This window comes from Pseudomonas sp. TCU-HL1 (genome assembly GCF_001708505.1).
In the GTDB taxonomy this organism is placed as follows: domain Bacteria; phylum Pseudomonadota; class Gammaproteobacteria; order Pseudomonadales; family Pseudomonadaceae; genus Metapseudomonas.
Window position 1 is genome coordinate 3,074,423 of sequence record NZ_CP015992.1, and the last position, 25,368, is coordinate 3,099,790.

A 25,368-nucleotide genomic window follows, 5' to 3' on the forward strand; every position below is an offset into this window, starting at 1 on the left:
GCAAGGCTCCCGGCCGTCGATGAGCCGGAGGGACGGGGAGTACATTGCGCCAGCAGGGACTTTCGCGAGGCAACGAATGAAGATTGACCACGCCCCGCGGGCCATTCTCAAGGGTTGAACGAGACAGGAGAAAGCCTCCCGCGCCTGTACCCTCCCCACATGAAACATCCTGTTACCGGTCCTGGGTGGTGTCAATCAGCCACCGAGCTCGTTCTGAGGCTCTTTTCGTCTAATGAATTGCGTGTCATTCCTACGCGAAACAACGAACACTTTTAGTGTTTCCGTCGCCTTACAGTGCTCGCTTTTTGTGCGTTCAACCCGTTTTCCGAAGCGCTGCATGCTGCGGGTTGAAGCTCAGCAGCGCAGCCACGGCGAAGGCAGCCGTCAGCCCCAGGCAGATGCCAACCGCCAATCCATCGAGGCGTTCATAGAGGGCGAAACGCACCATCTCCACGGCATGGCTGAAGGGGTTGAGTGCGCACAGCCAATACAGCCACTCGTTGGCCTCGCGCATCTTCCACAACGGGTAGAGCGCCGAGGACAGGAAAAACAGCGGGAAGATCACGAAGTTCATCACCCCGGCGAAGTTCTCCAGCTGGCGGATGCCGTTGGACAGCAGCAACCCCAGGGCACTGAGCAGCAGGGCCGCCAGCAGCAGCGCGGGGAACGCCGCCAGCAGCCCGAAGGCCGGCGGCTGCACGCCGTAGAGCCAGGCAATGGCCAGGAAGGCGTAAACCTGCAGCAGCGACACCAGCGACGTTGCCAGCAGCTTGGCCGCCAGCAGGAAGGGCCGGGGCAGGGGGCTGGTGAGCAACAGCCGCATGCTCCCCATCTCGCGGTCGTAGACCATGGACAACGAGCCCTGCATGCCGTTGAACAGCAGGATCATGCAGGCCAGCCCCGGCACGATGTAGGTCTCGTAGGTGATGTAGGTGTCGTAGGGCTCGATGATGGCGATGCCCAATGCGGCGCGGAAACCGGCTGCGAACACCAGCAGCCACAGCAGTGGGCGCACCAGGGCGCTGAGGAAACGGGTGCGTTGCAGCACGAAGCGCAGCCACTCGCGCAGCAGGATGCCGCGCAGGCATTGCCAGTAGGGGGTCAGCATGACGTCGGCTCCAGGACTTCGATGGACCGTAGGGTGCGCTGTGCGCACCGGTGTTTCCGTGCAGGGTTGCTGGTGCGCGCGGCGCACCCTACGGATGGACTCATGCCGTCAATCGCTCGAAGGCCCCGGCAAGGCCGCCTTCATCCCCGGCGCCGAGGCTGGCCGCGCTGTCGTTGGCGATGATCCTGCCCTGGTTGAGCAGCAGCAGGCGGTCGTCGGGTTCGACTTCGTCCAGCAGATGGGTGGTCCAGAGCACCGCAACGTCCTGCTCACGGCAGAGTTGCCGCACGTGGCGGTTGAGCCCGTCGCGACTGGCCGGGTCCAGGCCGGCGCTGGCTTCGTCGAGCAACAGCAGGCGCGGTGCGTGGAGCAGGGCACGGGCGATCTCCACCCTCCGCCGATGGCCGCCGTTGAGCAGGCGCACCCTGTCGCGGCGGCGGGGCCCCAGCTGCTGGCGCTCCAGCTCGTGCTCGATGCGTTCGCTCGCCAACCGGCTCGGCAGGCCATGCAGTGCGGCGTGGTAGCGCAGGTTCTGCTCGACGGAAAGGTCCAGGTCCAGGGTGCTCTGCTGGAACACCACCCCCAGTTGCGCCAGAGCCTTGCGCGGTGCCCGTCGCAGGGAGTGCCCGCAGACGCTGATGTCGCCCTGTTGCAGGTCGTACAAACGGGTGAGCAGGGCGATCAGTGTCGACTTGCCCGCACCGTTGGGACCGAGCAGCGCCGTGAAACTGCCCGGCTCCAGCGCAAAACCCACCTGTTCCAGGGCACGCCGAGGGCCGTAGGAGAAGCTCACGCCGGCCAGTTCCAGGGCGCTCATGGAGTCACCACCACGCCCCAGGGGTAGCGGCCGACCTTGATCGACTTGGTCACCTTGAGGCTGTCCACATCGATGACCGACACGTCGCCACTGATGCCATTGGTGGCCAGCAGGCGCTTTTCATCCGGCGTGAAGGCCAGGTGCCAGACGCGCCGGCCCACCAGCAGGTAGTCGAGGATTTCGTAGGTCTTCGCGTCCACCACCGCCACGTGGTTGGCCGGCCCGAGGGCGACGAAGGCGTACTTGCCGTCGCGGGTCAGTTTGACGCCCACCGGCTGCACCTTGTCCGGGTGCACGCCCTTGATCTGGAACTTCAGCACCTTCTGCACCTGGCGGCTGGCGACGTCGACGATAGTGACCGTGCCGCCGATCTCGGCCGAGGCCCAGAGCAGGGCGCCGTCCGGGCTGAACTCCACATGGCGCGGGCGCTGGTCCACCAGGGTGTTGTCCACCAGTTGCTGGGTGGCGGTGTCGATCCAGTGGAGCATGTTGGTGGTTTCGCTGGTATTGACCGCCCACTTGCCATCCGGGCTTACCGCCATGCCCTCCGGTTCCACGCCGACCTGGATCTGCGCCAGCACCTGGTCGCTCTGGGTGTCGACCACCGTCACCAGGGCATCGTCTTCGTTGGAGATGTACAGCCAGCGGTCATTCGGGTGCAGGGCGAACTGCTCGGGGTCGGCCCCGGAGGGCAGCTCCTTGATGATCTTGCGGGTAGCCAGGTCCATCACCTGCACGGTGTCCGAATCGCTGGCGCAGATGTAGAGCAGTCTGTTGTCGCTGGACAGCGCGAGGCCACGTGGGCGAGCGCCCACGTCGAGGCTGGCGCTGACTTCCAGGGTGTCCAGGTCGATGACGCTGACGCTGTCGTCCTTCTCGTTGGAGATGTAGGCGGTGGCGGCCAGGGCCTGGCCGGCGAAGAGCAGCAGGGCGGAGCCAATGGCGGCAGCGAGGGGCGTGGGCATGATGGTTGTCCTTCTTGTTGTTGTCAGTCGGCCGCGGCGAACTGGCGGCAGGTGGTTTCGGGACGGTCGAAGCCGAGGCTGTCCAGTTCGCTCACCGGGTGCAGGAATCCGTCCTGGGGCGAGGTGCTGACCAGGGCGCGGGGGTGAACCAGGGGAATCGGTTGGCGCAACTGGCCATCCCAGTCGCGGTAACTCAGCTTGCGCCCCTTGAAACCGTCCAGCGGCAGGTCGGCGGACAGGGCGAGCGCGCGGATGGCCTGGGCGTCGGCGCTCTTCAGGCGAGTCACCGCGCTGGCGATGCTGCGCACGGCGATCCAGGCGGCGAAGTCGCGATCGTTCATCCAGCGTCCGGCCGCCGCTTCGAAGCGCTTCTGCAACTGGGCGGCGCCGTAGGTTTCCACCGTCTTGTGCCAGCCGGTGGGGGTCAGCCCCTGGGTGCCGGCCACCGGGCGTGGATACCAGGTGTTGTAGGGCAGGTACTCGCCAAAGTCGCCGCGCTCGTCGGCCACCAGCACCACGTCGTACTCGCGGGTCTGGGTGAACAGCGGCATCTCCGCCTGGGCGCTGCGGCGCTGGTCGTTGTCGAAGCTCCAGGATTTCTCGTCGATGATTTTCGCGCCGAAGCGCCCGGCGGCGCGGCGCACGGCCGCGGCATAGGCCAGGTCGTCGGGCGTGTGCCCGGTTACCAGCAACCAGCGCTGCCAGCGGCGCGTCGCCAGGAACTGCGCCAGGGCGTCGGCCAGCATGGCGCGGTTGGGCAGGCTGTGCAGCAGGTTGGCGCGGCACTGCTCGCCGCGCAGGGCGTCACTGGGGCTGCCGGCGTTGAACAGCAGGCTGTCGGGGAGGGCGTCGGCCAGTTGCAGCACCTGTTCGGCGGGCGCGTTGACCACGAACAGGCGCAGTCCCTGTTCATGCAGCGCGCGCGCCCTGGCCAGGAGTTCCTCGGGCGTGGATGTACGTGCATCGCTCAGCGCATAGCGCTGCTTGAGGAAACGCCCGGTGCTGTTGCTGTCGGTGATGGCCAGCTCGGCGCCGCGTAGGCCGGCGTCTTCCGGTTCGGGAATCACGTTCGACAGCAGCGGGCCAGTCGGTGGCGCCCAGGCCAGGTAGCCGATGCGCACGTCCAGGCCGCTGTCGTCGGCGCGCACGTGGGTGGCGACCAAGGTGGCGCTGGACAGGGCCAGCAGGTAGGCCAGGCCATGGAACAGATAGTGGCGCATTGGATGGCTCCTTCGAACGTGGAGCCAGCATAGGAACGGCGTGGGGTCTGGAAAATATGCAGAAAGTACCGATCGGGCGGTACCAAGGTAGTAGAGGTCGGCCGGCGAACAAGCCCTAGGATGACCACACAAAAACCAGAAGGAAGCCGTCCATGCGCATCCTCAAGCACCTGCTATTGCCCTTGCTGTTGATCCTCAGCCTGCTCGGCTTCGACCGCGTCGGGTCCTCCGATTTCCACCACCAGGGCGGCGCCCCGGTGCTGCCGGTCATCTGGCTGGAGGAGTGAGCCGCCATGTCCGCGCTCTGGCGCATCAACCTGCTGGTGACCCTGTTCTTCACGTTGGTGGGGGCGGCCTGCCTGGCCCTGTTGCTGCGCCAGGCGGGGCAGGATGTGCGTCGCGAACTGGTGGCCGCCGAGGCGGTGGTCGAATATCTGCGGGGCGCGGCCCTGCGCGACCCGTCAGCCCTGCTACCGCACCTCACTGGCAACCTGCGCCATGTGCGGGTGCATCACCTCGACGAGCCCGTCGCCGAGCCGCCGCCCGGCCCGTTGCAGCGCGGGTTGGCGCACTGGCTCTACCCCGTGGCGGATCACCCTGGCGAGGCGCTGCGGCTGGCCGATGGCAGCCGCGTGCGCATCAGCGTCGACCCCCGTGACGAAGTGGACGAGATTCGCGACTCCCTGCAGCAACTGCTGGTGCTCTTCGGCGTTGCCCTGGGGCTCAGCCTGCTGGCCATCCGTTGGGCGGTGCGCCGAGGGTTGCGGGTTCTGGATGAACTGCTCGGCGCCTTGCGACAAGTGTCTCGTGGTGACCTGCAGGCGCGCCTGCCGCTGCATTCCTCGGCTGAATCCCAGCGCCTGGCGGGCCACTTCAACCAGATGGCCGTCTCCCTGGAGCGGGTCAAGGCAGAGAACGCCGAACTCACCCAGGCGCTGCTGGCCCTGCAGGAGCGCGAGCGTCGCCAGCTTGCCCAGGCGTTGCATGACGATCTCGGCCAATACCTGGCCGGCATCCGCGCCCAGCTCTTCCTGTTGCGCAGCGTTACCGGGCAATTGCCAGTGGTGAACTGCACCGCCCAGGCCCTGGAAATCAACTGCCAGCACCTGCAGGACGGTTTCCGCGCGCTGGTCCGCGATCTTTATCCGGTAGTCCTTGAGCGCCTGGAGCTGGCCGACGCCATTCGCCTGCTCGGTGAGCAATGGCAACAGGCCCATGGCATCGCCTGCCGCATGCAACTGGCTGATGAGCTGCCGCCGCTTTCCGGCGAAGCCAAGGCTCACCTATACCGGCTGTTGCAGGAAGCGCTGACCAACGTGGTGCGGCATGCCGCTGCCAGCGAAGTGCGGGTGCGCCTACGCGCGGGGCCGGGCCGCCTGCGCCTGCTGGTGCGGGACGACGGTCGCGGTGCCGAGCGCCTGGGCTGCGGTGGTATCGGTCTGCGTTCCATGCGCGAGCGCGCACGTTGCCTGGGCGGCGAACTGCGGCTGTTGACGCGCCCCGGCGCCGGCCTGGCGCTGTGCCTCAGTGTGCCCCTGGAGGGGGTTGGACCATGAAAATCCTGCTGGTGGACGACCATGCCGTGGTGCGTCAAGGCTACGCGGCGCTGCTCTGCGCATTGCTGCCGGAGGTGCAGGTGACCGAAGCGGGCAGTGGCGAGGAAGCACTGCAGAAAGTGCAGGACACGATTCCCAACCTGGTGATCATCGACGTTGGCCTGCCCGGCATCAGCGGCCTGGAAGTCACCCGGCGGCTACGTCAGCGCCTGCCGCAATTGCGGGTGCTGTTCTTCAGCATGCACGACGAGTTGCCGCTGGTACGCCAGGCGCTCGATGCCGGCGCTGCCGGCTACATCACCAAGAGCTCGTCGCCGGAAGTGCTGCTGGAGGCCGTGCGGCGCATCCTCGCCGGCCATCCCTACATCGAGCAGCCGCTGGCCACCCAGCTGGCGTGCCAGCAGACCGACGACCCGCGCCTGCGCGGCATCACCCAGCGCGAATTCGAGATATTCGTGATGCTCGCCCGTGGCCTGCCCGCGCGCGAAATCGCCGAGCGCCTGTGCATCAGCGGCAAGACCGTGTCCAACTACCTGACCCTGTTGAAGAGCAAATTGCAGGTGGAATCCCAGGCGGAACTGGTGCACCTGGCGATCGATACGGGGGTGCTGCGGGTGGCGGCGCTGTAGGGCAGCGCAGCCTGTGGGCGCGAACGACTCCGCCCGGTAGGGTACGCCGCGCGCACCGGAACCCCGCGCGGAACCCCTTGATGCGCACGGTGCAGCCTACCGCTCAAAGCTGTTTCTCCGGCACCTGCCCCTTGAAACGCGGCATGTTCTCTTGGTGAAGGACAGCGCAGCTGGCCCCAGGAAATGCCCAGGGCGAATCTGTGGTCCGCACAGCGATTGAAATCACCCCCACAGAACAGCAGCACATCTTCAGTGCCGGGCCAGGCCGCTCAATCCCACCCGCTCGGGCATCCCGTGCAGCCTTCCATGTTGGTTTCCTGGAAGGTTGCGTAATGCTTGCGGGCGCCGGTGAGGTTGGCGTTCTCCAGGTTGGCCTGGCCGATCTTGGCTTCCTGGAGATTGGCGTCGCGCAGGTTGGCATCCTTGAGATCGACCTTGCTCAGCCAGGCCATTTCCAGGTCGGCGGCCTGGAGGTTGACCCGGTGCATCTTCGCCCCGGACAGGCGCGAGAACTCCAGGAAGGCGGCGGAAAGGTCGGCGCCCTGGAACTGCGCGGCCTGGGCGAACATGCCCCAGCCCTGCACGGCCACCAGGCGGCTGCCCGAGAGATCGGCCAGGCGCAAGTTGGCCTGTTGCAGGCTGGCGCGGGTCAGGTTGGCGCCTGTGAGTTTGGCCTTCTCCAGGTTGGCAAGGTCTAGCCTGGCGTGGCGCAGGTCGGCGCCTTCGAGATTGGCGCCGGAGAGGTCCATCTTGCTCATGTCCTGGTTGGCCAGGTCGGCACCGCGCAGGTCGGCGTCGGGGCAGCGGCTTTCCGGTGCGATGCGGCAGCCATTGATCACCCGGTCGCCTTCGTCGGCCAGCGCAAGGCTGCCAGCGACCAGCAGGGCGAGGGGCAGGTACAGGTACAGGTTTTTCATGGCGGGTTTCCGGATGGAGGCTTGAAAGGAAACCGGGGCACGCTGTGCCCCGGTTCGTCACTCAACGCTGCGCGGTCTTGTCCCAGCCCGGCAGCTTGAACACCCAGAAGGAGCCACCCTGGGCCACGGGCTTGGTCAGCTCGGCCATGTCGCCGCCCCACAGGGGCACCGCACCGCCGTAGCCGACGGTCACGCCGATGTACTGCTCGCCGTCCTGCTCCCAGGTGATGGGCGGGGAGACGATGCCGCTGCCGGTCTGGAACTTCCACAGCTCCTTGCCGTTCTTGGCGTCGAAGGCCTTGAAGAAGCCGTCGCCGGTACCGGTGAACACCAGGTTGCCCTTGGTCGCCAGCACGCCGGCCCAGAGCGGCAGGCGCTCCTTGTGCTCCCAGACCACCTTGCCGGTGGTGGGGTTCATTGCGCGCAGGACGCCGACGTGGTCGTCATACATGCGCTTGATGCGGAAGCCCTGGCCGAGGTACGCCGAGCCTTTCTTGTAGGCCACTTCTTCGGTCCAGTAGTCCTCCTTCCAGTGGTTGGCCGGGACATAGAACAGCCCGGTGTCCTGGCTGTAGGCCATGGGATTCCAGTTCTTGCCGCCGAGGAAGGGCGGCGAGACTTCCACGGCCTTGCCGTGCTTCTGGCCCGGCTCCGGGAGTTGCGGGCGCTGGCCGGGGTTCTCGACCGGGCGGCCGGTCTTCAGGTCGATATGGCTAGCCCAGGTGATGTTGTCGACGAAGGGGAAGGCGTTCTGCAGCTTGCCGTTGTTACGGTCCACCACGTAGAAGAAGCCGTTGCGGTCGGCGTGGGCGGTAGCTTTCACCGTTTTGCCGTCTTTGTCCTTGTAATCGAACAGCACCAGTTCGTTGTTGCCGGAGAAGTCCCAGGCATCGTTCGGCGTGTGCTGGTAGAACCACTTCACTTCGCCGGTGGTTGGGTCCACGCCGACCTGGCCTGAGGTGTAGAGGCTGTCGAAGTCCTTCGGGTCGCCGCCGTCGGCAGTGCGCGCCCAGCCGTTCCAGGGGGCCGGGTTGCCGGCGCCGACGATGATGGTGTTGGTCTGCGGGTCGAAGCTCGCGCTCTGCCAGGGCGCGCCGCCGCCGTGGCTCCAGGCCTCTTTCTTGCCAGTGGGATGGTTCTTGTCGTCCGGCCAGGAGGGCGCCTTGACGTCGCCGGTGGGCGTGCTCTCCTTGCCGTTCAGGCGGCCCATGTGGCCTTCCACGAAGGGGCGCATCCAGACCTCCTCGCCGGTGTCCGGGTCTCGTGCATAGAGCTGGCCGACCACGCCGAACTCGTCGCCCGAGCTGCCGTGGATCAGCAGGACCTTGCCGCTCTTCTGGTCTTTCACGATGGTTGGCGCACCGGTCATGGTGTAGCCCGCGCCGTGTTCGCCGAACTTCTTGTTCCAGACCACCTTGCCGGTCTTCTTGTCCAGGGCGACCACGCGGGCGTCCAGGGTGCCGAAGTAGATCTTGTCACCGTAGATGGCGGCACCGCGGTTGACCACGTCGCAGCAGGGGCGGATGTCGTCGGGCAGGCGATGGTTGTACGTCCACAAGCGTTGGCCGGTCTTGGCGTCTAGGGCGAAGACGCGGGAATAGGACGCGGTGACGTAGATCACCCCGTCGCTGACGATCGCCTGGGATTCCTGCCCACGCTGCTTCTCATCGCCGAAAGAGTAGGACCAGGCCGGGGTCAGCTTGAACACGTTGCCGGCGTTAACCTGGTCCAGCGGGCTCCAGCGCTGGGCGTTGGTGCCCAGGCCGTACTGCAGCACATTGCCGGTGGTCTGGTGGTCGTTGGCGATGTCGTCCCAGCTGACGTCCTTGGCAAACGTGCCGGTGGCGACAGTCAGGCCGCCAACGAGCAGGAGGCTGCGTATGGCGGTGGAAAGCAGGCTGGCAGAGCAGGGGAGCGATCTTGTTGTCATGGTTGCGATTCCCATAGTCGATGGATACGGGGCCATCTGCTGGCCCGGCGTTTCGAATGTTGGGATTCGCGCCGCTGCCTTGATACGGAAAAGCTCCCGCGCATGCCGGGAAAACTTCCCGGTGCGGCCATGACTTGGCACTGCTACCAAAGCCGCTGCCGATACCTGCCAAGGCATTACGACCCAGGGGGAGGGCGCCATCCACCTCACAAGGTAGCGGTCCGTCGGTACCAAGGTAGTAGAGCCAGGCGTGGCCCCCCGGCTCTAGCCTGACACCCAGGGGAACCTGCAAGAGGATTCCGTCATGGCCATCATCAAACACCTGCTCTTACCGTTGCTGGTCGTCTGCTGCCTGCTCGAGTTCGAGCTGGCCCGGGCTTCGAGCGTACCTTCCCGTCACGCCTTCCATCAGCCGGACCTGACTCCCGTCTTCCCGGTATCGCACACCAGGGCCAACTGAACGGCCGACCTGTTTCCCAATCGCGCAAGTGCCAGCGTGCCGGCGAACAGCGGCCCCTGTTCGCCGGCACGCTGGCGCCTGCCTGATCGACATCGCCGGGCAAACCCTTCACCGGCCTCCGCCAGCACTACTACCAAGGGAGGAGTGTCAGGCCACCAAAGCAGGATGGGGGCCTTGTTGGGGCCTTCTTACCATTCCCTCACAGCGCTCCTACCGGGGCGCCGCCTTGCACAGCTAATGAGGATGTACGTGATGAACAAGAACAGCGCACTGCGCGGCCTCGCATTCCTGGCCGGCCTGACCCTCAGCGGAATCGTCCTGGCCCATGGTGACGTGGTGCCGCAGGCGGTGAATGTCGACGGACTGGAACCCCTGGGCAAGGAGTGGCGCGACGAGAACCCCTACCGCGCGCCCTATGAAAAGAACGCCCTGGCGGTGGAGATCGGCGCTTCGGCCTACACCCAGAACTGCGCCCGCTGCCACGGCCTGGAAGCCAAGTCCGGCGGTATCGCCCCCGACCTGCGCTACCTGGAAACCGACGCCAGCGGTGACGAGTGGTTCAAGGAGCGGGTGATCAATGGCGCGGTGCGCGATGGCGCGGTGTACATGCCGAAGATGGCCGACTTCCTCAGCCAGGAAGCCCTCTGGGCCATCCGCAGTTACCTGGACAGCGTGCACGTGGACGAGTGATCGCCATGCGCCTGCTGGTCCTGCTGTGTTGGCTGTTGTGCCTGCCCCTGGCGCAGGCGCAGGTGCGGCCCTATGACGACATCGTCGACTCCGGCGTGCTCAAGGTGGCCGTCTACGAGAACTTCGCGCCATACAGCTTCAAGGATGACGGACAGGCGCGTGGGGTAGACGTCGACCTGGCGCGCGCCCTGGCCGAGGGGCTTGGCCTGAAGCTGGAGCTGCTTTGGGTCAATCCCGGAGAAAAACTCGACGACGACTTGCGCAACTTCATCTGGAAGGGCCACTACCTGCGGCCCGGTGTACTCGCCGATGTGATGTTGCGTGTGCCCTACGATCGCGACTTCTCGCAGAAGCGCAACGATGTGGGCGAGTTGGCCAACGAGCAGGTGGTGATGTTCGGGCCCTACCAGCGCGAGCGTTGGCAGGTGGCCTACGACAGTCGCCGCCTGCCGGAAGTGCCGAGTATCGGTGTGTTCCAGTTCCACCCCATCGGCGTGGAGCTGGAAAGCGTGCCGTCCTTCTACCTGACCTCGGTCTTCGCCGGGCGCCTGGCGCGCAACACCCACCACTACCCGGGCCCGGCGGCGGCATTCGAAGGCATGCGCAAGGGCGAGGTGGATGCGGTGATGGCCCTGCGTGGCGAGCTGGACTGGCTGGAACACCAGGCCCGCGACCCGCAGATCCGTGACGCCGACAACACCTACCCCAACCTCGGCGAGCCGCAGTGGGACATCGGCATGGCGGTGCACGAAAGCAACCGCCAACTGGCCAATGCCCTGGAAGAAACGGTCGACGGCATGGTGCGCGACGGTCGCATGGAGAAGCTCTATGCCGCCTATGGCGTACGCTACGAGTTGCCGGGGCTCTATCAGGACGTTCAATGAGCGGAGGTGCGGGATGCACAGGCGTTCGCTGTTGCTGCTAGGCCTGCTGGGTTGCGCGGCGCCGCTCCGGGCCGCGCAGGACCCGGTGGAATCGGTGATGTGGGAGTACCACCACCAGCGGCTGCTCGGCGGCCAACCCTTCGTCCATGACCCCAGGGTGGTACTGGAGGCGCCGCCGTTCGCAGAGGACTCGCGCCAGGTGCCGATCCAGGTGGACGCCCGCGTGTTCACCGGTCAGGTGGTGAAGATCATGGCCTGGGCCGAGCTCAACCCGATTCCGCAGATAGTCGTCTTCCAGCCCGGCGAGCGGGTGGCGCCGGTGCTGGCCATCCGCATCCGCGTCGAGCAGGCCACGCCCATCCGCGCCGCCGTGCTGACCCGCGACGGCCTCTGGCACATCGGCTCCACTCGCGTGGATGCCGCCGGCGGTGGCTGCACCGCCCCCAGCGTGGTGCGCGCCCAGGCGGGCTGGGAAGACCGACTCGGCCAGGTCCATGGCGGTCGCTTCCCCCACGGCGACGGCAGCCGCCTGCGCCTGCGCATTGACCACCCGATGGATAACGGCCTGGTCGGCGGCATTCCGGAATTCTTCCTCAACCAGGCCGAGCTGCGCGATGCCGCAGGCACGACCCTGGCGACCCTGGAGCTGTTCCCGGCGGTCAGCGAGAACCCCACCATCAGCCTGGAGGTTCAAGGCCGGGACGAAGCGCGGTTGTGGCTGCGGGACAACAATGGCAATGAGTTTGAGGCCAGCTTCTAAGGAGAGACCATGCGCCTGATCGCGCTTCTACTGGCCTGCATCGTCTGCTCTGCCCAGGCTGGCCAGGACTACTCGCTCAGCCCCAGGCAGATCGCCGAGGACACCTGGCTGCTGGAAGGCAGCACCGACAACTTCGACAAGGCCAACGGCGGAAACATCGTCAATACGGGGTTCATCGTCACTGAAGCGGGTGTGGTGGTGATCGATACCGGCCCGTCGAAGGCCTATGGCGAGGCTATGCGCCGTGCCATTACCAGCGTCACCGAGCAGCCGGTGACCCTGGTGCTGCTGACCCACCATCATCCCGACCATGTGCTGGGCAACCAGGCCTTCTCCGGCGTGCCCATTGCCGCACTGGCCGGCACCCGCAAGCTGATGGAAGAGCAGGGCAACGCGATGGCGGAGAACATGTACCGCCTGGTCGGCGACTGGATGCGGGGGACCGAGGTGGTGTTGCCGACCGAGGTGGTGGTGCCCGGTACACGGGAAGTCGGTGGCCATCGCCTGCGCCTGCTGGGCCTGCGTGGCCACACAGGCGCGGACCTCGCGGTGCTGGACGAGCGCACGGGCGTGCTCTTCGCCGGGGACCTGGTGTTCTACCAGCGCGCCCTGACTACCCCCAACAGCCCTGGCCTGGAGGCCTGGCTGGCGGATATCGATGCCCTGGAGGGGCTGCCCTGGAAACAGCTTGTGCCCGGTCATGGACCCATCAGCCAGGACAAGGCGCCATTCGAGCAGATGCGCGATTACCTGGGCTGGCTAGATGGGTTGTTGAAGGATGCGGCGGCGCGGGGAAAGGAGATGAACGAGGTGATCCGCACGCCGATTCCCCGGCGTTTTGCGTCAGTGAACCTGAGCCGCTACGAGCTGATCCGCACGGTCAGCCACCTGTATCCGAAGTATGAAGTGGCGCGGATGCCGAGGGTGGATAGCGCGATGGAGTGAAGGGAGCCGGTGCAGCCGCTTCCATTCGTAGGGTGCGCCATGCGCACCGGAAGTCTTGCGCAAGGGTTTCGGTGCGCGCAGCGCACCCTACGATCGAGTTCGGGCGAGGCTTAGACCAACTCCGCGTGCTTAAGCTCGCTCTTCAGGTAGGCGTAGTAGATCGGCGCCGCCACCAGCCCCTGCAAGCCGAAGACCGACTCGAACGCCAGCATCGCCAGCAGCAGCTCCCAGGCCCTGGCGCTGATCTGTCCGCCGACGATCCGCGCATTGAGGAAGTATTCCAGCTTGTGGATGGCGATCAGGTAGCCCAGCGCGCCCAGTGCCACCCAGAGTGACACCGAGAATCCGGCGATGAAGATCAGGGTGTTGGACATCAGGTTGCCGATTACCGGCAGCAGCCCGAGGATGAAGGTCAGCAGGATCAGCACCTTGGTCAGCGGCAGGTGGATGTCCATCAGCGGCAGTACTACGGCCAGGAAGATGCCGGTCAGGGTGGTGTTGACCAGGGAAATCTTGATCTGTGCGAAGACGATATTGCGGAAGGCCGTGACCAGCAGGGCCAGGCGCTCCAGCAGCAGGCGGCTGAGGGGGCGCAGGGTCTCGAAATTGGGGATGGGCTGCAGGGCGATGATGGCGCCAAGGATCATGCCGATCAGCATGGTGACGAAGGTGTGTGCCGCACCCTTGCCCAGTAGTTGCAGCTGGCCGACGTGGGCGCGCAGCCAGTCCATCAGTTCCCGGCGCAGGTCATCGGCATTGGCCGGCAGGTAGTTCTCGACGGAGGCCGGCAGTTGGGCCCGGGCCTGTTCGGTGATGGCGATGAACTTCTCCAGCAACTGGCCGGGGTTATGTACTTCCTGGGTCACCACCCCGGCGATCCACACGAAGAAGAGCGTCAGCAAGCTCACCACCAGCGCGCCCAGCAGGGCCACCGCCAGCCAGCGGGCACGGCGGCCGCCGGGGATCACCGGCTGCAGGCGGGGCGCCAGGGTGATCACGAGTTCGTAGACCAGCAGCCCGGACAGCAGGGAAGGCAGGAGCCGGAAGGGCAGTACCAGCAGCAGGCCGACAAGGACGATGGCCCAGCTGGCCAGGAGCAATTGACGATCAGTGAAGAGTTGCATAGGTCCCTGGTGCAAAGTGAAGCGAAGCAGGGGCGGCAGTCTGCCAGTGGTAGGTGTCACTGCACAATCGGCAGCTGAAGTATGCAGGGCCGGGGCGGTATTGCTACCAACGGAGGAGGAAAATCCGCACTGCGTCCAATTGTTGGTCACTCGTGGCAAACCAAGAATTTGCGGCAGACCGGGAAATTTTCCCGGATCACAACAACAAGCCCGCAGAGGTAGCCGCAATGAAGCTCGCCACACCCCACCAGCCATTTGCCCGGACGCTGCTGTGCGTCGCCGTGATGCTTTCCAGCAGCCTGGTCATGGCCGGCGTCACAGACGAAGAAATCCTCGACGATGCCAAGTCCACCGGCGAAGTCGTCACCAACGGCCTGGGCCTGCAAGGCCAGCGCTACAGCACCCTGGATGCCCTCAACAGCAATAACGTGCAGCAGTTGCGCCCGGTGTGGGCGCTGTCGTTCGGCGGCGAGAAACAGCGTGGCCAGCAGGCCCAGCCGCTGGTGAAGGACGGCGTGATGTATGTCACCGGCTCCTACTCGCGGGTGTTTGCGGTGGACGCGCGCACCGGCAAGAAACTCTGGCAGTACGACGCGCGCCTGCCCGACGGCATCATGCCGTGCTGCGACGTAATCAACCGTGGCGTGGCCCTCTACGGCGACCTGGTGATCTTCGGCACCCTGGACGCCAAGCTGGTAGCGCTGAACAAGGACACCGGCAAGGTGGTCTGGCGCAAGACCGTGGCCGACTACAAGGCCGGCTACTCCATCTCCGCCGCGCCCCTGGTGGTCAAGGGCAAGCTGATCACCGGCGTGGCCGGTGGCGAGTTCGGCGTGGTGGGCAAAATCGAAGCCTACGACCCGAACAACGGCGAGCTGCTGTGGACCCGCCCCACTGTGGAAGGCCACATGGGCTACGTCTACAAGGACGGCAAGAAGGTCGAGAGCGGTATCTCCGGCGGCGAAGCCGGCAAGACCTGGCCGGGTGACCTGTGGAAGACCGGTGGCGCCGCGCCCTGGCTGGGCGGCTACTACGATGCGGAAACCGATTCCCTGCTGTTCGGTACCGGCAACCCGTCGCCGTGGAACTCCCACCTGCGTCCGGGCGACAACCTGTATTCCTCCTCGCGCCTGGCGCTCAATCCGGAAGACGGCTCGATCAAGTGGCACTTCCAGACCACGCCGCACGACGGCTGGGACTTCGACGGTGTCAACGAACTGGTGTCCTTCAACTACCAGGACGGCGGCAAGACGGTGAAGGCCGCGGCCACCGCCGACCGCAACGGCTTCTTCTACGTGCTGGACCGCACCAACGGTAAATTCATCCGTGGCTTCCCCTTCGTCGACACAGTGACCTGGGCCAAGGGCCTGGACAAGGATGGCCGTCCCATCTACGACGACGCCAAGCGCCCCGGCGCGCCTGCTGCCGATGGCAAGCACGGCAGCTCGGTGTTCGTGGCGCCGTCTTTCCTGGGCGGCAAGAACTGGATGCCCATGGCCTATAGCCAGGACACCGGCCTGTTCTACGTGCCTTCCAACGAGTGGGGCATGGACATGTGGAACGAGAACATCGCCTACAAGAAGGGCGCGGCGTACCTGGGCGCGGGCTTCACCATCAAACCGCTGAACGAGGACTACATCGGCGTGCTGCGCGCCATCGACCCGAAGAGCGGCAAGGAAGTCTGGCGCTACAAGAACTACGCGCCGCTCTGGGGTGGCGTGCTGGCCACCAAGGGCAACCTGGTGTTCACCGGCAACCCCGAGGGCTACCTGATGGCCTTCGACGCCAAGAGCGGCAAGAAACTCTATGAGTTCAACACCGGCTCGGGCGTGATCGGATCGCCCATCACCTGGGAAATGGACGGCGAGCAATATGTCTCCGTGCTGTCCGGCTGGGGCGGCGCCGTACCGCTCTGGGGTGGCGAAGTGGCCAAGCGCATCAAGGACCTGAACCAGGGCGGCATGCTCTGGACCTTCAAACTGCCCAAGGCAGACGCCGTGGCCAAGCGCTGATGCACAGCAAGGCCCGCTCCGGCGGGCCTTGTCTTTCGCGGGCAAGACATGATCGGTGCGCGCAGCGCACCCTACCCGGACCCGGCCGTAGGGTGCGCCATGCGCACCGAGATGCGGCGATGGCATCTACCCCCCTTGGTTCTACGACCAAGGAACCATATTCCGTGTTGGCGATTCGCCGCTTAATACCCGAAAACAATCACAACAAAGGGATGAGCGATGCGTTACTGCCTGATCCACAGCCTATTGATCTTCTTCATCGCCGGTGGCGTGGCGTTTGTGGGGCTGCCGCCCTGGCTGGGCATACTGGTGTTGGCGCCGCTGCCCTGGCTGCTCCGCCAAAAGCCCCAGGCGCGGGCAAAGGTGGAGGAGGGGGCTGATATAGCGCGGCTGACCCGCGACCTGTCCCGCAGTACCAGCCACAACGCCCTGTCCGCCGCCGGCGTCGCCTGGTCGGTGGACCGCCTGGCCGAGCGGCTGAAGTCCCAGTTGCAGGCCGCCGAGCGCATCGTCGGCAGTGCCGAGGTGATGATCGCCACCGAGGCCGCCACGTCCGAACTCAGCCAGCAGGCGTTCGCGGCCGCCCACGATGTGCGCCAGAGCGGCGACGAGGGACGTGAAGTGCTGCAACAGGCCATTGACCTCATGCACCAACTGAGCCTGCGGGCCGGCGCCAGCCGCGAGCTGATCGCCACACTCAGCCAGCGCAGCGAGGAAATCCAGCAGGTGGCCCAGGTCATCCAGTCCATCGCCAGCCAGACCAATCTGCTTGCCCTCAACGCCGCCATCGAGGCGGCGCGGGCGGGCGAGCACGGCCGGGGTTTCGCGGTGGTGGCCGATGAAGTGCGTGGCCTGGCCGGTCGTACCGCCAGCGCCACGGGGGAAGTGGGGCAGATGGTGGCCGACATCCAGCGCCAGACCGCCCTGGTGGTGGAACAGATCCAGCAGCTCTCCGCCGACCTCGACGCCGGTGTTGGCCAGGTCGAGCTGACCGGCCGCCAGCTGGAGAAGATCGCCGGGCTCGCGGCCTCCGTAGAGGGGCAGGTGGATGAGATCGCGCGGGGCGCCCGGACCAACCGCGATCAACTGGCCAGCCTGTTCGAGGCTGTGGGGCAGATGCGCAGCGACCTTGGCGTCAGCGACGAGCAGACCCGTCGCCTGGCCGATGCCGCCAGCCAGTTGGAGGGCCAGGCCGAAACCATCAGCGAGCGCCTGGCCGAGGTCGGCCTGGACGACTACCACCAGCGCGTGTTCGACCTGGCCCGCAAAGGGGCGGCCGCCATCGCCGAGCGTTTCGAGTGCGATGTGCGCGAGGCTCGCATCAGCCTGGATGACCTGTTCGACCGCCGCTTCCAGGTGGTGCCAGGCACCTATCCGCAGAAGTACGGCTCTCGCTTCGATCGATACACCGATCAGGTCCTGCCGGACATCCAGGAGCCCCTGCTCAAGGAGCACGAAGGTCTGGTATTTGCCATCGCCTGCACCCAGGAAGGCTATGTGCCGACTCATAATCTGGCGTTCAGCCAGGTGCCTACCGGCGACCGCGAGCTGGACATGGCCCGCAGCCGCAGCAAGCGCATGTTCAACGACCGAACCGGCATCCGCTGCGGCAGTCACCAGCAACCTCTGTTGCTGCAGACCTACACCCGCGACACCGGCGAACTGATGCACGACCTCTCGGTGCCAATCATCGTCCAGGGGCGTCACTGGGGCGGGCTGCGGTTGGGGTATCGGCCGGAGCAGGTGGCCGCGTCCCCGGCTCCGTGCAGGGAGGCTCTGGCGCGGGCCTGAGCGCCCGCCAACTACTACCAAATGACGAGGGCGTCTGAGTTGTAAATGAGCAGTCCGAAGCCATTTCCAACGCAGTTATTCCGACGCGCAGCAGACTGTGGGCTGGCTTTACTACCAAATGACGAGGCGGTCTCTCCCATGGGCGCATACCGGGGGGCAGTGGCGGCTGACTAAGATCGGTCCACAGCCTGCCCAGCCGGGCAGGTACCGAGCAGAGAGAGCACCGCCATGATCTACGCACAACCAGGCACTCCGGGCGCCGTCATCACCTTCAAGCCGCGTTACGGCAACTACATCGGCGGCGAATTCGTTGCGCCGGTGGGGGGGCAGTACTTCACCAACACCTCGCCCGTGACGGGCGAGGTGATTGCCGAATTCCCCCGTTCCACTGCCGAAGACATCGAGAAAGCCCTGGATGCCGCCCATGCCGTCGCCGAGGCCTGGGGCAAGACCTCGGTTCAGGACCGCGCGCTGATCCTGCTGAAGATCGCCGATCGCATCGAACAGAATCTGGAAGTCCTGGCGGTCACTGAAACCTGGGACAACGGCAAGGCCGTGCGTGAAACCCTGAATGCCGACGTGCCGCTGGCCGCTGATCATTTCCGTTACTTCGCCGGTTGCATCCGCGCCCAGGAAGGCGGCGCCGCCGAGATCAACGAACACACCGCCGCCTACCACTTCCACGAGCCGCTGGGCGTGGTCGGGCAGATCATCCCGTGGAACTTCCCGCTGCTGATGGCCGCCTGGAAGCTGGCCCCGGCGCTCGCCGCGGGCAACTGCGTGGTGCTCAAGCCCGCCGAACAGACGCCGCTGTCGATCATGGTGCTGGCCGAAATCATCGGCGACCTGCTGCCGCCGGGCGTGCTCAATATCGTCCAGGGCTTCGGCAAGGAAGCGGGTCAGGCCCTGGCCACCAGCAAACGCATCGCCAAGATCGCCTTCACCGGCTCCACCCCGGTGGGCTCGCACATCCTCAAGTGCGCCGCCGAGAACATCATCCCGTCCACTGTGGAGCTGGGCGGCAAGAGCCCGAACATCTACTTCGAAGACATCATGCAGGCCGAGCCGGCCTTCATCGAAAAGGCCGCCGAAGGCCTGGTGCTGGCCTTCTTCAACCAGGGTGAGGTGTGCACCTGCCCGTCCCGCGCCCTGGTACAGGAATCCATCTACCCGGCCTTCATGGCCGAGGTGATGAAGAAGGTGCAGAAGATCAAGCGCGGCAACCCGCTGGACACCGAAACGATGGTCGGCGCCCAGGCCTCGCAGCAGCAGTTCGAGAAGATCCTCAGCTACCTCGACATCGCTCGCGAAGAAGGCGCGGAGATTCTCGCCGGCGGTGGCGCTGAACGACTGGAAGGCGGTCTGGCCAGCGGTTACTACATCCAGCCGACCCTGCTCAAGGGCCACAACAAGATGCGCGTGTTCCAGGAAGAAATTTTCGGTCCGGTGGTGGGTGTCACCACCTTCAAGGACGAAGCCGAAGCCCTGGCGATTGCCAACGACACCGAGTTCGGCCTGGGTGCCGGCCTGTGGACCCGCGACATCAACCGCGCCTACCGCATGGGCCGTGGCATCAAGGCCGGTCGCGTGTGGACCAACTGCTACCACCTGTACCCGGCGCACGCCGCCTTCGGTGGCTACAAGAAGTCCGGCGTCGGCCGTGAAACCCACAAGATGATGCTCGACCACTACCAGCAGACCAAGAACCTGCTGGTGAGCTACGACATCAACCCGCTGGGCTTCTTCTGATCCAGACTGTGTGAAAACTGCTGCGCATCGGTGATGCTGCGTTGAAAACAGCCTCAAAATGCTCATTTACAACACGTAAACTGCGCTTTTTCGGCTGTTTTCGCCTTGCCTGACCTTCGCTCGCGACGTTTTCACACGGTCTGGACCCTTTGTCGACCCCGTGGTGGCCGGTATGGGCGCCACACTCCTTTGCCGAACATGCCCTGCCCAGGGGGAACTGCGCACCCGAATCCCTTGCCCGGCAGGGTCTTACGCAACGCGGCCGCGGCCGCGTTTTTTCTTTTTCGGGGTGATTTCAATCTCGGCGCTTCTCTTGTGTCCCTACACCATGCAGTCCGGACACTGCCCTCACCCCAGCCCCGCCCTGCGCCCCGGCCAGAGCGCTTCGCGTTCTGGCGCTTACAGGCACTGGAAACGATGCTTCCAAAGCGTGCCTGATTTGCCCCAGAGGGAGAGGGGGCAGTCCGCGCTTTCCTGTGGGAGCGAATTCATTGGACCTGGTGCTGCGACTGGCTTCGGCTGCGGCGCGCATGGCGCACCCTACATGACTCATGGGCTCACCCCGTAGGGTGCGCTGCGCGCACCAATCAAGGGATCGGCACCGAGCGACGTTCTCGGCCCCTACCAAATCACGAGCTAATCTCCTCCGAAAGTACCATTCGGGGCCCTCGGGCCCGGTGGTTAACTGGAGTTGCCGGAATCCTCCGGCGGCATAACAAGAGGATGGCTCCATGTGGACTAAACCCGCCTTTACCGACCTGCGCATTGGTTTCGAAGTGACCCTGTACTTCGCCAACCGCTGATCCGCATCGCCCCGGCCCTGCCGGGGCCCCGCCAGGGGCTTCCCCATGCATATCCAGATTCTCGGCTCGGCCGCCGGGGGCGGCTTCCCCCAGTGGAACTGCAACTGCCGCAACTGCCGGGGCGTGCGCAGCGGCAAGGTCCGGGCGCAGCCACGTACGCAGTCGTCCATCGCCATCAGTGCCAACGGCACCGACTGGGTGCTGTGCAATGCCTCACCGGATATCCGCGCCCAGCTCGAAGCCTTTCCGCCGCTGCAGCCGGCCCGCAGCCTGCGCGACACCGGCGTCAAGGCGATCATCCTGATGGACAGCCAGATCGACCATGTCACCGGCTTGCTCAGCTTGCGCGAAGGCTGCCCGCATCAGGTCTGGTGCACTGACATGGTCCACCAGGACCTGACCAGCGGTTTCCCGCTGTTCACCATGCTCCAACACTGGAGCGGCGGCCTCGCCTGGAACCCCATCGACCTAGCCACTCCGACGTTCGAGATTCCCGCCTGCCCGGGCCTGCGCTTCACCGCCATCCCCCTGCGCAGCAGCGCGCCGCCGTATTCTCCGCATCGCGGCAACCCGCACCCGGGCGACAACATCGGCCTGCTGGTGGAGGACCTGCAAAGCGGTGGCTGCCTGTTCTATGCCCCCGGCCTGGGCCAGGTGGATGACGCGCTGCTCGGCTGGATGCGCGGCGCCGACTGCCTGCTGGTGGATGGCACGCTCTGGCGTGACGACGAAATGCGCCATTGCGAAGTAGGCGACAAGCTGGGTAGCGAGATGGGGCACCTGCCGCAGAGCGGGCCGGGCGGGATGATCGAGGTGCTCGACGGCATTTCGGGCCCGCGCAAGGTGCTCATTCATATCAACAACACCAACCCGATCCTCGACGTCGATTCCGTCGAGCGCGCCGAACTGGGCCGCCACGGCATCGAAGTAGCCTGGGACGGCATGAGCATCGCGCTGTAACGCGCCCCGCATCATTTCCGGTGCGCTCGGCGCACCCTACGAGGACACCGAGCATGAGCCAGACCGCCATGACTCCCGCCGAATTCGAGCAGGCCCTGCGCGCCAAGGGCGCTTGCTACCACATCCATCACCCGTACCACCGGGCGATGTACGAAGGCCGTGCGACCCGCGGGCAGATCCAGGGCTGGGTGGCCAACCGCTTTTATTACCAGGTGAGCATTCCGCTGAAGGACGCCGCCATCCTCGCCAACTGCCCGGACCGTGACACCCGCCGCGAATGGGTCCAGCGCATCCTCGACCACGACGGCGCCCCCGGCGAAGAGGGCGGCATCGAGGCCTGGCTGCGCCTGGCCGAGGCCGTGGGGCTGGACCGCGAGCAGGTGCTCTCGCAGGAGCTGGTGCTGCCTGGCGTGCGCTTCGCGGTGGACGCCTATGTGAACTTCGCCCGCCGCGCGAGCTGGCAGGAAGCGGCCAGCAGTTCGCTGACCGAACTGTTCGCCCCGCAGATCCACCAGTCGCGCCTGGACAGCTGGCCGCAGCACTACCCCTGGATCGACCCGGCCGGCTACGACTACTTCAAAAAGCGCCTGAAGGAGGCGCGCCGCGACGTGGAGCACGGCCTGCGCATCACCCTCGATCACTACCGCACCTTCGAGGCCCAGCAGCGCATGCTGGAGATCCTGCAATTCAAGCTGGACGTTCTCTGGAGCATGCTCGACGCCATGAGCATGGCCTACGAGCTGGACCGTCCGCCTTACCACAGCGTGACCCGCGAGCGGGTCTGGCACCGGGGGATTGCCCTATGAGCGATTTCAACGTGCACCAGGTACCCAATCTGCGTCGGGGCTTCCGCCTGCAATGGGAACCGGCACAGGGCTGCCACGTGCTGCTCTACCCGGAGGGCATGGTGCGGCTGAACGAAAGCGCGGGGGAAATCCTCCGGCTTGTGGATGGCCAGCGTTCGGTGGCGCAGATCATTTTCGACCTGCGCCGGCGCTTCCCCGACGTGCCCGGCCTGGACGAAGACATTCTGGCTTTCATCGAGGTGGCCCATGCCCAGTTCTGGTTGCAACTCGAAGCCTGAAACCCAGCCAGGGCCGCCTTTCTGGCTGCTGGCTGAGCTGACCTACCGTTGCCCGCTGCAATGCCCGTACTGCTCCAACCCGCTGGACTTCGCGAAGCAGGGCGAAGAGCTGACCACCGCGCAGTGGATCGAGGTGTTCCGCCAGGCCCGTGAGCTGGGCGCTGCGCAACTGGGTTTTTCCGGTGGTGAGCCGTTGGTGCGCCAGGACCTGGAAGAGCTGATCCACGCCGCGCGGGAGATGGGCTATTACACCAACCTGATCACCTCTGGCATCGGCCTCACCGAAGCGCGCATTGCCGCCTTCAAGGAGGCCGGGCTGGACCATATCCAGGTCAGCTTCCAGGCTGCCGACGAGGAGGTGAACAACCTCCTTGCCGGTTCGCGCAAGGCCTTCGCCCAGAAGCTGGCGATGGCCCGCGCGGTGAAGGCGCACGGCTACCCGATGGTGTTGAACTTCGTCACCCACCGGCACAACATCGACAGCATCGAGCGGATCATCGAGCTGTGCCTGGAACTGGAGGCGGACTTCGTCGAACTCGCCACCTGCCAGTTCTACGGCTGGGCCGAGCTGAACCGCGCAGGGTTGTTGCCGACCCGCGAGCAACTGCAGCGCGCCGAGCGTATTACAAATGAGTACCGGGCGAAGCTGGCCGCCGAGAAGCACCCCTGCAAGCTGATCTTCGTCACTCCGGACTACTACGAGGAACGCCCCAAGGCTTGCATGAACGGCTGGGGCAACCTGTTCCTGGACATCACCCCGGACGGCACCGCCTTGCCGTGCCACAGTGCGCGCCAGTTGCCGGTGCAGTTCCCCAATGTGCGCGAGCACAGCCTGCGGCACATCTGGTACGAGTCCTTCGGCTTCAACCGCTTTCGTGGCTACGACTGGATGCCCGAACCGTGCCGCTCCTGTGACGAGAAGGAGAAGGACTTCGGCGGTTGCCGCTGCCAGGCCTTCCTGCTCACCGGGGATGCCAGCAATGCCGATCCGGTGTGCAGCAAGTCCGGTCACCACGGCAAGATACTGGCGGCGCGGGAAGAGGCAGAGCACGCGGCCACGGGCCTGGAACAGCTGACCTACCGCAATGAGCGTGCCTCCAGGATCATCTGCCGTGCCTGAAACCCGTCCCTTCGGTTGCTGGGACAGTGACTGGAGTGCGGAGCGCGCGGCCTCGGCCAGCGGCGACTTTGCCGAATTGCGCTGCGGTCCGGCCGGGCTGTTCTGGAGCCTGTTCGACCCTGCCGATGGGCGCACCACCCTGTGGCGCTGGCAGGCGGGGGAGGCTTGCTGCCTGACGCCGGATGGTTTCTCCCTGCGCAGCCGCGTCTACGAATATGGCGGTGGCGCCTTCTGCCTGTTTGACGAGGGCGTGGTATTCGTCAACGAAACGGACCAGCAGCTCTACTACCAATCCCTGTCCTGTGCGCCAGTTACCCTGACTGACGCTTCCCACTGTCGCTATGGCGATCTCTGGGCGGGGGACCGGTCGGTGCTGGCTGTCGAGGAAGAGCAGGGGGTTCACCGCCTGGTTGCAATCAACCTGGACGGCCGGCGCCAGGTGCTCGCCGAGGGGGCCGACTTCTACGCCGCGCCGCGCATCAGTGCCGATGGTCTCAGCCTCGCCTGGATCGAGTGGAGTCGCCCGGCACAACCCTGGACGGAAACGCGCCTTTGCCTGAGACGGCGCCAGGGTATCGAGTGGGGGCCGGTCGAGACTGTCGCCGGCGGAACGGGTGGCGAATCGCTGCAGCAGCCGCATTTTGATGAACAGGGGCGGCTGTATTGCCTGAGTGATCGCGACGGCTGGTGGCAACCCTGGCGGCTTGAGGCGAAAAGGTTGCGCCCCCTGCCTGCCGTGCTGGCGGACCACGCTTCCGCGCCCTGGCAGCTGGGGGGCAGCCACTACCTGCCCGACGCTGGCTTGCGCACGTGGCTGGTCGACGGGCGAGGCTACCTGGCGGCCGATAACGGCGTGCCACTGGCCACCGATTACAGCCGCTTCCGCCAACTGGCGGCGGATCAGCGCACTTACTACTGCATCGCTGCCGGGCCGCAGAGTGCCAGCGCGGTGCTGGCCATCGATCGTGACTCGGGTGCCCTGCAGGTGCTGGCGGGCGGCAGCCCAGGGATGCCGACCGGGGACCTCTCGCGGCCGCAATCCGTGCGATTTGCGGTGGGCACCGGGGAATGGGCCCATGCCTTCTTCTACCCACCCTGCAATGTGCGCTACCTGGGGCCCCAGGACCAACGTCCGCCGCTGCTGGTGTTCTGTCACGGCGGGCCGACGTCCGCCTGCCAGCCGGTGTTCGATTCGCGTATCCAGTTCTGGACCCAGCGTGGCTTCGCCGTGGCCGACCTGGATTACCGGGGCAGCAGCGGATATGGCCGCGCCTACCGCCAGCGCCTGGCCGGCGGCTGGGGGGCGCTGGATGTGGAGGATGCCAGGGCATTGCTGGCCGATCTCGCTGGGCGAGGTTGGGTGGACCCGGGCAGGGCGTTCATTCGCGGCGCCAGTGCCGGTGGGTTCACCACCTTGCTGGCCCTGGTGGGGGATACGCCCTTTCGCGGAGGCGCCAGCTATTACGGCGTCAGCGACCCACTGGTGTTGCGCGAGAAAACCCACAAGTTCGAAGCCGATTACCTCGACTGGCTGATCGGCGACCCCCTGCGGGAGGCCGAACGCTATCGGCAGCGCACGCCGCTGTTGCGGGCCGCAGAGATCGGCGCACCGGTGATCTTCTTCCAGGGCGGCCAGGACGCGGTGGTAGTGCCGGAGCAGACCGCTTCGATGGTAGCCGCCCTGCAGGCGGCGGGCCGGCAGGTGGAATGCCATGTCTATCCCGAGGAACGCCACGGCTTCCGCCAGGCTGCCAACCTGGCTCATGCCCTGAACGCGGAGCTGGGTTTCTATCAACGGCTGTTGTAGGGGCGAATTCATTCGCCAAGCAGGCCGAAGGTCTGCC

At 65.7% G+C, this 25,368-nt stretch carries 24 protein-coding genes; 17 read left to right on the forward strand and 7 right to left on the reverse strand.

Translation table 11 applies throughout. From position 1 onward, the window contains the following. Positions 1-313 precede the first annotated feature (313 nt). The 4 genes from THL1_RS14180 to THL1_RS14195 all read right to left on the reverse strand — a co-directional run bounded on the left by THL1_RS14180 (position 314) and on the right by THL1_RS14195 (position 4,110). Positions 314-1,105 carry an ABC transporter permease gene (locus tag THL1_RS14180; RefSeq protein WP_145928431.1) on the reverse strand — a complete coding sequence of 264 codons (792 nt, stop codon included), beginning with the start codon at positions 1,103-1,105 and terminating at the stop codon, positions 314-316. 103 nt (positions 1,106-1,208) lie between these two features. Continuing rightward, positions 1,209-1,925: an ABC transporter ATP-binding protein gene (locus tag THL1_RS14185; RefSeq protein WP_069083868.1), complete on the reverse strand. Its 717-nt coding sequence runs from the start codon at positions 1,923-1,925 to the stop codon at positions 1,209-1,211. Next, entirely contained in the window at positions 1,922-2,890 is a 969-nt protein-coding gene (locus tag THL1_RS14190; RefSeq protein ID WP_069083869.1) for a YVTN family beta-propeller repeat protein, read from the reverse strand. Before THL1_RS14190 ends, THL1_RS14185 begins: the two co-directional genes overlap by 4 nt. A gap of 23 nt (positions 2,891-2,913) precedes the next feature. Next, entirely contained in the window at positions 2,914-4,110 is a 1,197-nt protein-coding gene (locus THL1_RS14195; RefSeq protein WP_069083870.1) for an ABC transporter substrate-binding protein, read from the reverse strand. 152 nt (positions 4,111-4,262) lie between these two features. Here THL1_RS14195 and THL1_RS30990 point away from each other — a divergent pair, with 152 nt between their 5' ends. From THL1_RS30990 to THL1_RS14205, 3 genes are read left to right on the forward strand one after another with little or no spacing between them, the layout of a single operon-like run. Further along, positions 4,263-4,397, forward strand: coding sequence for a hypothetical protein (locus THL1_RS30990; RefSeq protein WP_257785023.1), 135 nt, complete (start codon positions 4,263-4,265; stop codon positions 4,395-4,397). Positions 4,398-4,403: 6 nt separating this feature from the next. After that, on the forward strand, positions 4,404-5,666 hold the full coding sequence (locus THL1_RS14200; RefSeq protein ID WP_069083871.1) for a HAMP domain-containing sensor histidine kinase: 1,263 nt from the start codon (positions 4,404-4,406) through the stop codon (positions 5,664-5,666). Then, complete coding sequence (locus THL1_RS14205) at positions 5,663-6,295, forward strand: response regulator transcription factor (protein WP_069083872.1); 633 nt, start codon at positions 5,663-5,665, stop codon at positions 6,293-6,295. Before THL1_RS14200 ends, THL1_RS14205 begins: the two co-directional genes overlap by 4 nt. 269 nt (positions 6,296-6,564) lie before the next feature. On the opposite strand, the gene THL1_RS14210 is transcribed toward THL1_RS14205, so the two are convergent. Continuing rightward, complete coding sequence (locus THL1_RS14210; RefSeq protein WP_069083873.1) at positions 6,565-7,212, reverse strand: pentapeptide repeat-containing protein; 648 nt, start codon at positions 7,210-7,212, stop codon at positions 6,565-6,567. Positions 7,213-7,273: 61 nt separating this feature from the next. Beyond that, positions 7,274-9,142: a quinoprotein ethanol dehydrogenase gene (gene exaA / locus THL1_RS14215; protein WP_069083874.1), complete on the reverse strand. Its 1,869-nt coding sequence runs from the start codon at positions 9,140-9,142 to the stop codon at positions 7,274-7,276. 304 nt (positions 9,143-9,446) lie between these two features. On the opposite strand from exaA, the gene THL1_RS30115 reads away from it, so the two are divergent. From THL1_RS30115 to THL1_RS14235, 5 genes are all read left to right on the forward strand, one after another. Continuing rightward, complete coding sequence (locus tag THL1_RS30115; RefSeq protein ID WP_161490970.1) at positions 9,447-9,602, forward strand: hypothetical protein; 156 nt, start codon at positions 9,447-9,449, stop codon at positions 9,600-9,602. Positions 9,603-9,854: 252 nt separating this feature from the next. Further along, positions 9,855-10,292, forward strand: coding sequence for a cytochrome c-550 PedF (gene pedF, locus THL1_RS14220; protein ID WP_069083875.1), 438 nt, complete (start codon positions 9,855-9,857; stop codon positions 10,290-10,292). A 5-nt stretch (positions 10,293-10,297) separates the two neighbouring features. Beyond that, on the forward strand, positions 10,298-11,176 hold the full coding sequence (locus tag THL1_RS14225; RefSeq protein WP_069083876.1) for a substrate-binding periplasmic protein: 879 nt from the start codon (positions 10,298-10,300) through the stop codon (positions 11,174-11,176). Positions 11,177-11,189: 13 nt separating this feature from the next. After that, entirely contained in the window at positions 11,190-11,936 is a 747-nt protein-coding gene (locus tag THL1_RS14230; RefSeq protein WP_069083877.1) for a quinoprotein dehydrogenase-associated SoxYZ-like carrier, read from the forward strand. A gap of 9 nt (positions 11,937-11,945) precedes the next feature. After that, positions 11,946-12,881, forward strand: a complete 936-nt coding sequence (locus THL1_RS14235; RefSeq protein WP_069083878.1) for a quinoprotein relay system zinc metallohydrolase 1 — start codon at positions 11,946-11,948, stop codon at positions 12,879-12,881. A 110-nt stretch (positions 12,882-12,991) separates the two neighbouring features. On the opposite strand, the gene THL1_RS14240 is transcribed toward THL1_RS14235, so the two are convergent. After that, positions 12,992-14,005, reverse strand: a complete 1,014-nt coding sequence (locus tag THL1_RS14240; RefSeq protein WP_069083879.1) for an AI-2E family transporter — start codon at positions 14,003-14,005, stop codon at positions 12,992-12,994. A 284-nt stretch (positions 14,006-14,289) separates the two neighbouring features. On the opposite strand from THL1_RS14240, the gene THL1_RS14245 reads away from it, so the two are divergent. The 9 genes from THL1_RS14245 (at position 14,290) to THL1_RS14280 (ending at position 25,331) form a co-directional block, all read left to right on the forward strand. Further along, positions 14,290-16,017: a methanol/ethanol family PQQ-dependent dehydrogenase gene (locus THL1_RS14245; RefSeq protein WP_237234840.1), complete on the forward strand. Its 1,728-nt coding sequence runs from the start codon at positions 14,290-14,292 to the stop codon at positions 16,015-16,017. Positions 16,018-16,545: 528 nt separating this feature from the next. Continuing rightward, the gene (locus THL1_RS14250; protein WP_414703749.1) at positions 16,546-17,808 is read left to right on the forward strand and encodes a methyl-accepting chemotaxis protein; all 1,263 of its coding nucleotides are present in this window, start codon (positions 16,546-16,548) and stop codon (positions 17,806-17,808) included. 228 nt (positions 17,809-18,036) lie between these two features. After that, a complete protein-coding gene (locus THL1_RS14255) occupies positions 18,037-19,557 on the forward strand; it encodes an aldehyde dehydrogenase family protein (RefSeq protein WP_069083882.1) in 1,521 nt (506 codons plus the stop codon). 731 nt (positions 19,558-20,288) lie between these two features. After that, positions 20,289-20,360, forward strand: coding sequence for a pyrroloquinoline quinone precursor peptide PqqA (gene pqqA, locus THL1_RS28965; protein ID WP_072432761.1), 72 nt, complete (start codon positions 20,289-20,291; stop codon positions 20,358-20,360). Positions 20,361-20,405: 45 nt separating this feature from the next. Beyond that, a complete protein-coding gene (gene pqqB, locus THL1_RS14260; protein WP_069083883.1) occupies positions 20,406-21,320 on the forward strand; it encodes a pyrroloquinoline quinone biosynthesis protein PqqB in 915 nt (304 codons plus the stop codon). A gap of 53 nt (positions 21,321-21,373) precedes the next feature. Next, entirely contained in the window at positions 21,374-22,126 is a 753-nt protein-coding gene (pqqC, locus tag THL1_RS14265; RefSeq protein WP_069083884.1) for a pyrroloquinoline-quinone synthase PqqC, read from the forward strand. After that, on the forward strand, positions 22,123-22,404 hold the full coding sequence (gene pqqD / locus THL1_RS14270; RefSeq protein WP_069083885.1) for a pyrroloquinoline quinone biosynthesis peptide chaperone PqqD: 282 nt from the start codon (positions 22,123-22,125) through the stop codon (positions 22,402-22,404). The genes pqqC and pqqD overlap by 4 nt, the downstream gene beginning before the upstream one ends. Further along, positions 22,373-23,524 carry a pyrroloquinoline quinone biosynthesis protein PqqE gene (pqqE, locus tag THL1_RS14275; RefSeq protein WP_069083886.1) on the forward strand — a complete coding sequence of 384 codons (1,152 nt, stop codon included), beginning with the start codon at positions 22,373-22,375 and terminating at the stop codon, positions 23,522-23,524. The genes pqqD and pqqE overlap by 32 nt, the downstream gene beginning before the upstream one ends. Then, the gene (locus THL1_RS14280) at positions 23,490-25,331 is read left to right on the forward strand and encodes a S9 family peptidase (protein WP_069083887.1); all 1,842 of its coding nucleotides are present in this window, start codon (positions 23,490-23,492) and stop codon (positions 25,329-25,331) included. The genes pqqE and THL1_RS14280 overlap by 35 nt, the downstream gene beginning before the upstream one ends. The last annotated feature ends 37 nt before the right edge of the window (positions 25,332-25,368 follow it).

Coding starts and splice junctions, on each gene's coding strand:
- THL1_RS14255 (WP_069083882.1), top strand. CDS start 18,037: ATGATCTACGCACAACCAGGCACTCCGGGCGCCGTCATCACCTTCAAG.
- pedF (WP_069083875.1), top strand. CDS start 9,855: ATGAACAAGAACAGCGCACTGCGCGGCCTCGCATTCCTGGCCGGCCTG.
- THL1_RS30115 (WP_161490970.1), top strand. CDS start 9,447: ATGGCCATCATCAAACACCTGCTCTTACCGTTGCTGGTCGTCTGCTGC.
- THL1_RS14195 (WP_069083870.1), bottom strand. CDS start 4,110: ATGCGCCACTATCTGTTCCATGGCCTGGCCTACCTGCTGGCCCTGTCC.
- THL1_RS14190 (WP_069083869.1), bottom strand. CDS start 2,890: ATGCCCACGCCCCTCGCTGCCGCCATTGGCTCCGCCCTGCTGCTCTTC.
- THL1_RS14245 (WP_237234840.1), top strand. CDS start 14,290: ATGCTTTCCAGCAGCCTGGTCATGGCCGGCGTCACAGACGAAGAAATC.
- pqqB (WP_069083883.1), top strand. CDS start 20,406: ATGCATATCCAGATTCTCGGCTCGGCCGCCGGGGGCGGCTTCCCCCAG.
- THL1_RS14205 (WP_069083872.1), top strand. CDS start 5,663: ATGAAAATCCTGCTGGTGGACGACCATGCCGTGGTGCGTCAAGGCTAC.
- THL1_RS14235 (WP_069083878.1), top strand. CDS start 11,946: ATGCGCCTGATCGCGCTTCTACTGGCCTGCATCGTCTGCTCTGCCCAG.
- THL1_RS14185 (WP_069083868.1), bottom strand. CDS start 1,925: ATGAGCGCCCTGGAACTGGCCGGCGTGAGCTTCTCCTACGGCCCTCGG.
- THL1_RS14240 (WP_069083879.1), bottom strand. CDS start 14,005: ATGCAACTCTTCACTGATCGTCAATTGCTCCTGGCCAGCTGGGCCATC.
- exaA (WP_069083874.1), bottom strand. CDS start 9,142: ATGACAACAAGATCGCTCCCCTGCTCTGCCAGCCTGCTTTCCACCGCC.
- THL1_RS14250 (WP_414703749.1), top strand. CDS start 16,546: ATGATCGCCACCGAGGCCGCCACGTCCGAACTCAGCCAGCAGGCGTTC.
- THL1_RS14280 (WP_069083887.1), top strand. CDS start 23,490: ATGAGCGTGCCTCCAGGATCATCTGCCGTGCCTGAAACCCGTCCCTTC.
- pqqE (WP_069083886.1), top strand. CDS start 22,373: ATGCCCAGTTCTGGTTGCAACTCGAAGCCTGAAACCCAGCCAGGGCCG.
- THL1_RS30990 (WP_257785023.1), top strand. CDS start 4,263: ATGCGCATCCTCAAGCACCTGCTATTGCCCTTGCTGTTGATCCTCAGC.
- THL1_RS14225 (WP_069083876.1), top strand. CDS start 10,298: ATGCGCCTGCTGGTCCTGCTGTGTTGGCTGTTGTGCCTGCCCCTGGCG.
- pqqC (WP_069083884.1), top strand. CDS start 21,374: ATGAGCCAGACCGCCATGACTCCCGCCGAATTCGAGCAGGCCCTGCGC.
- THL1_RS14210 (WP_069083873.1), bottom strand. CDS start 7,212: ATGAAAAACCTGTACCTGTACCTGCCCCTCGCCCTGCTGGTCGCTGGC.
- THL1_RS14230 (WP_069083877.1), top strand. CDS start 11,190: ATGCACAGGCGTTCGCTGTTGCTGCTAGGCCTGCTGGGTTGCGCGGCG.
- pqqD (WP_069083885.1), top strand. CDS start 22,123: ATGAGCGATTTCAACGTGCACCAGGTACCCAATCTGCGTCGGGGCTTC.
- THL1_RS14200 (WP_069083871.1), top strand. CDS start 4,404: ATGTCCGCGCTCTGGCGCATCAACCTGCTGGTGACCCTGTTCTTCACG.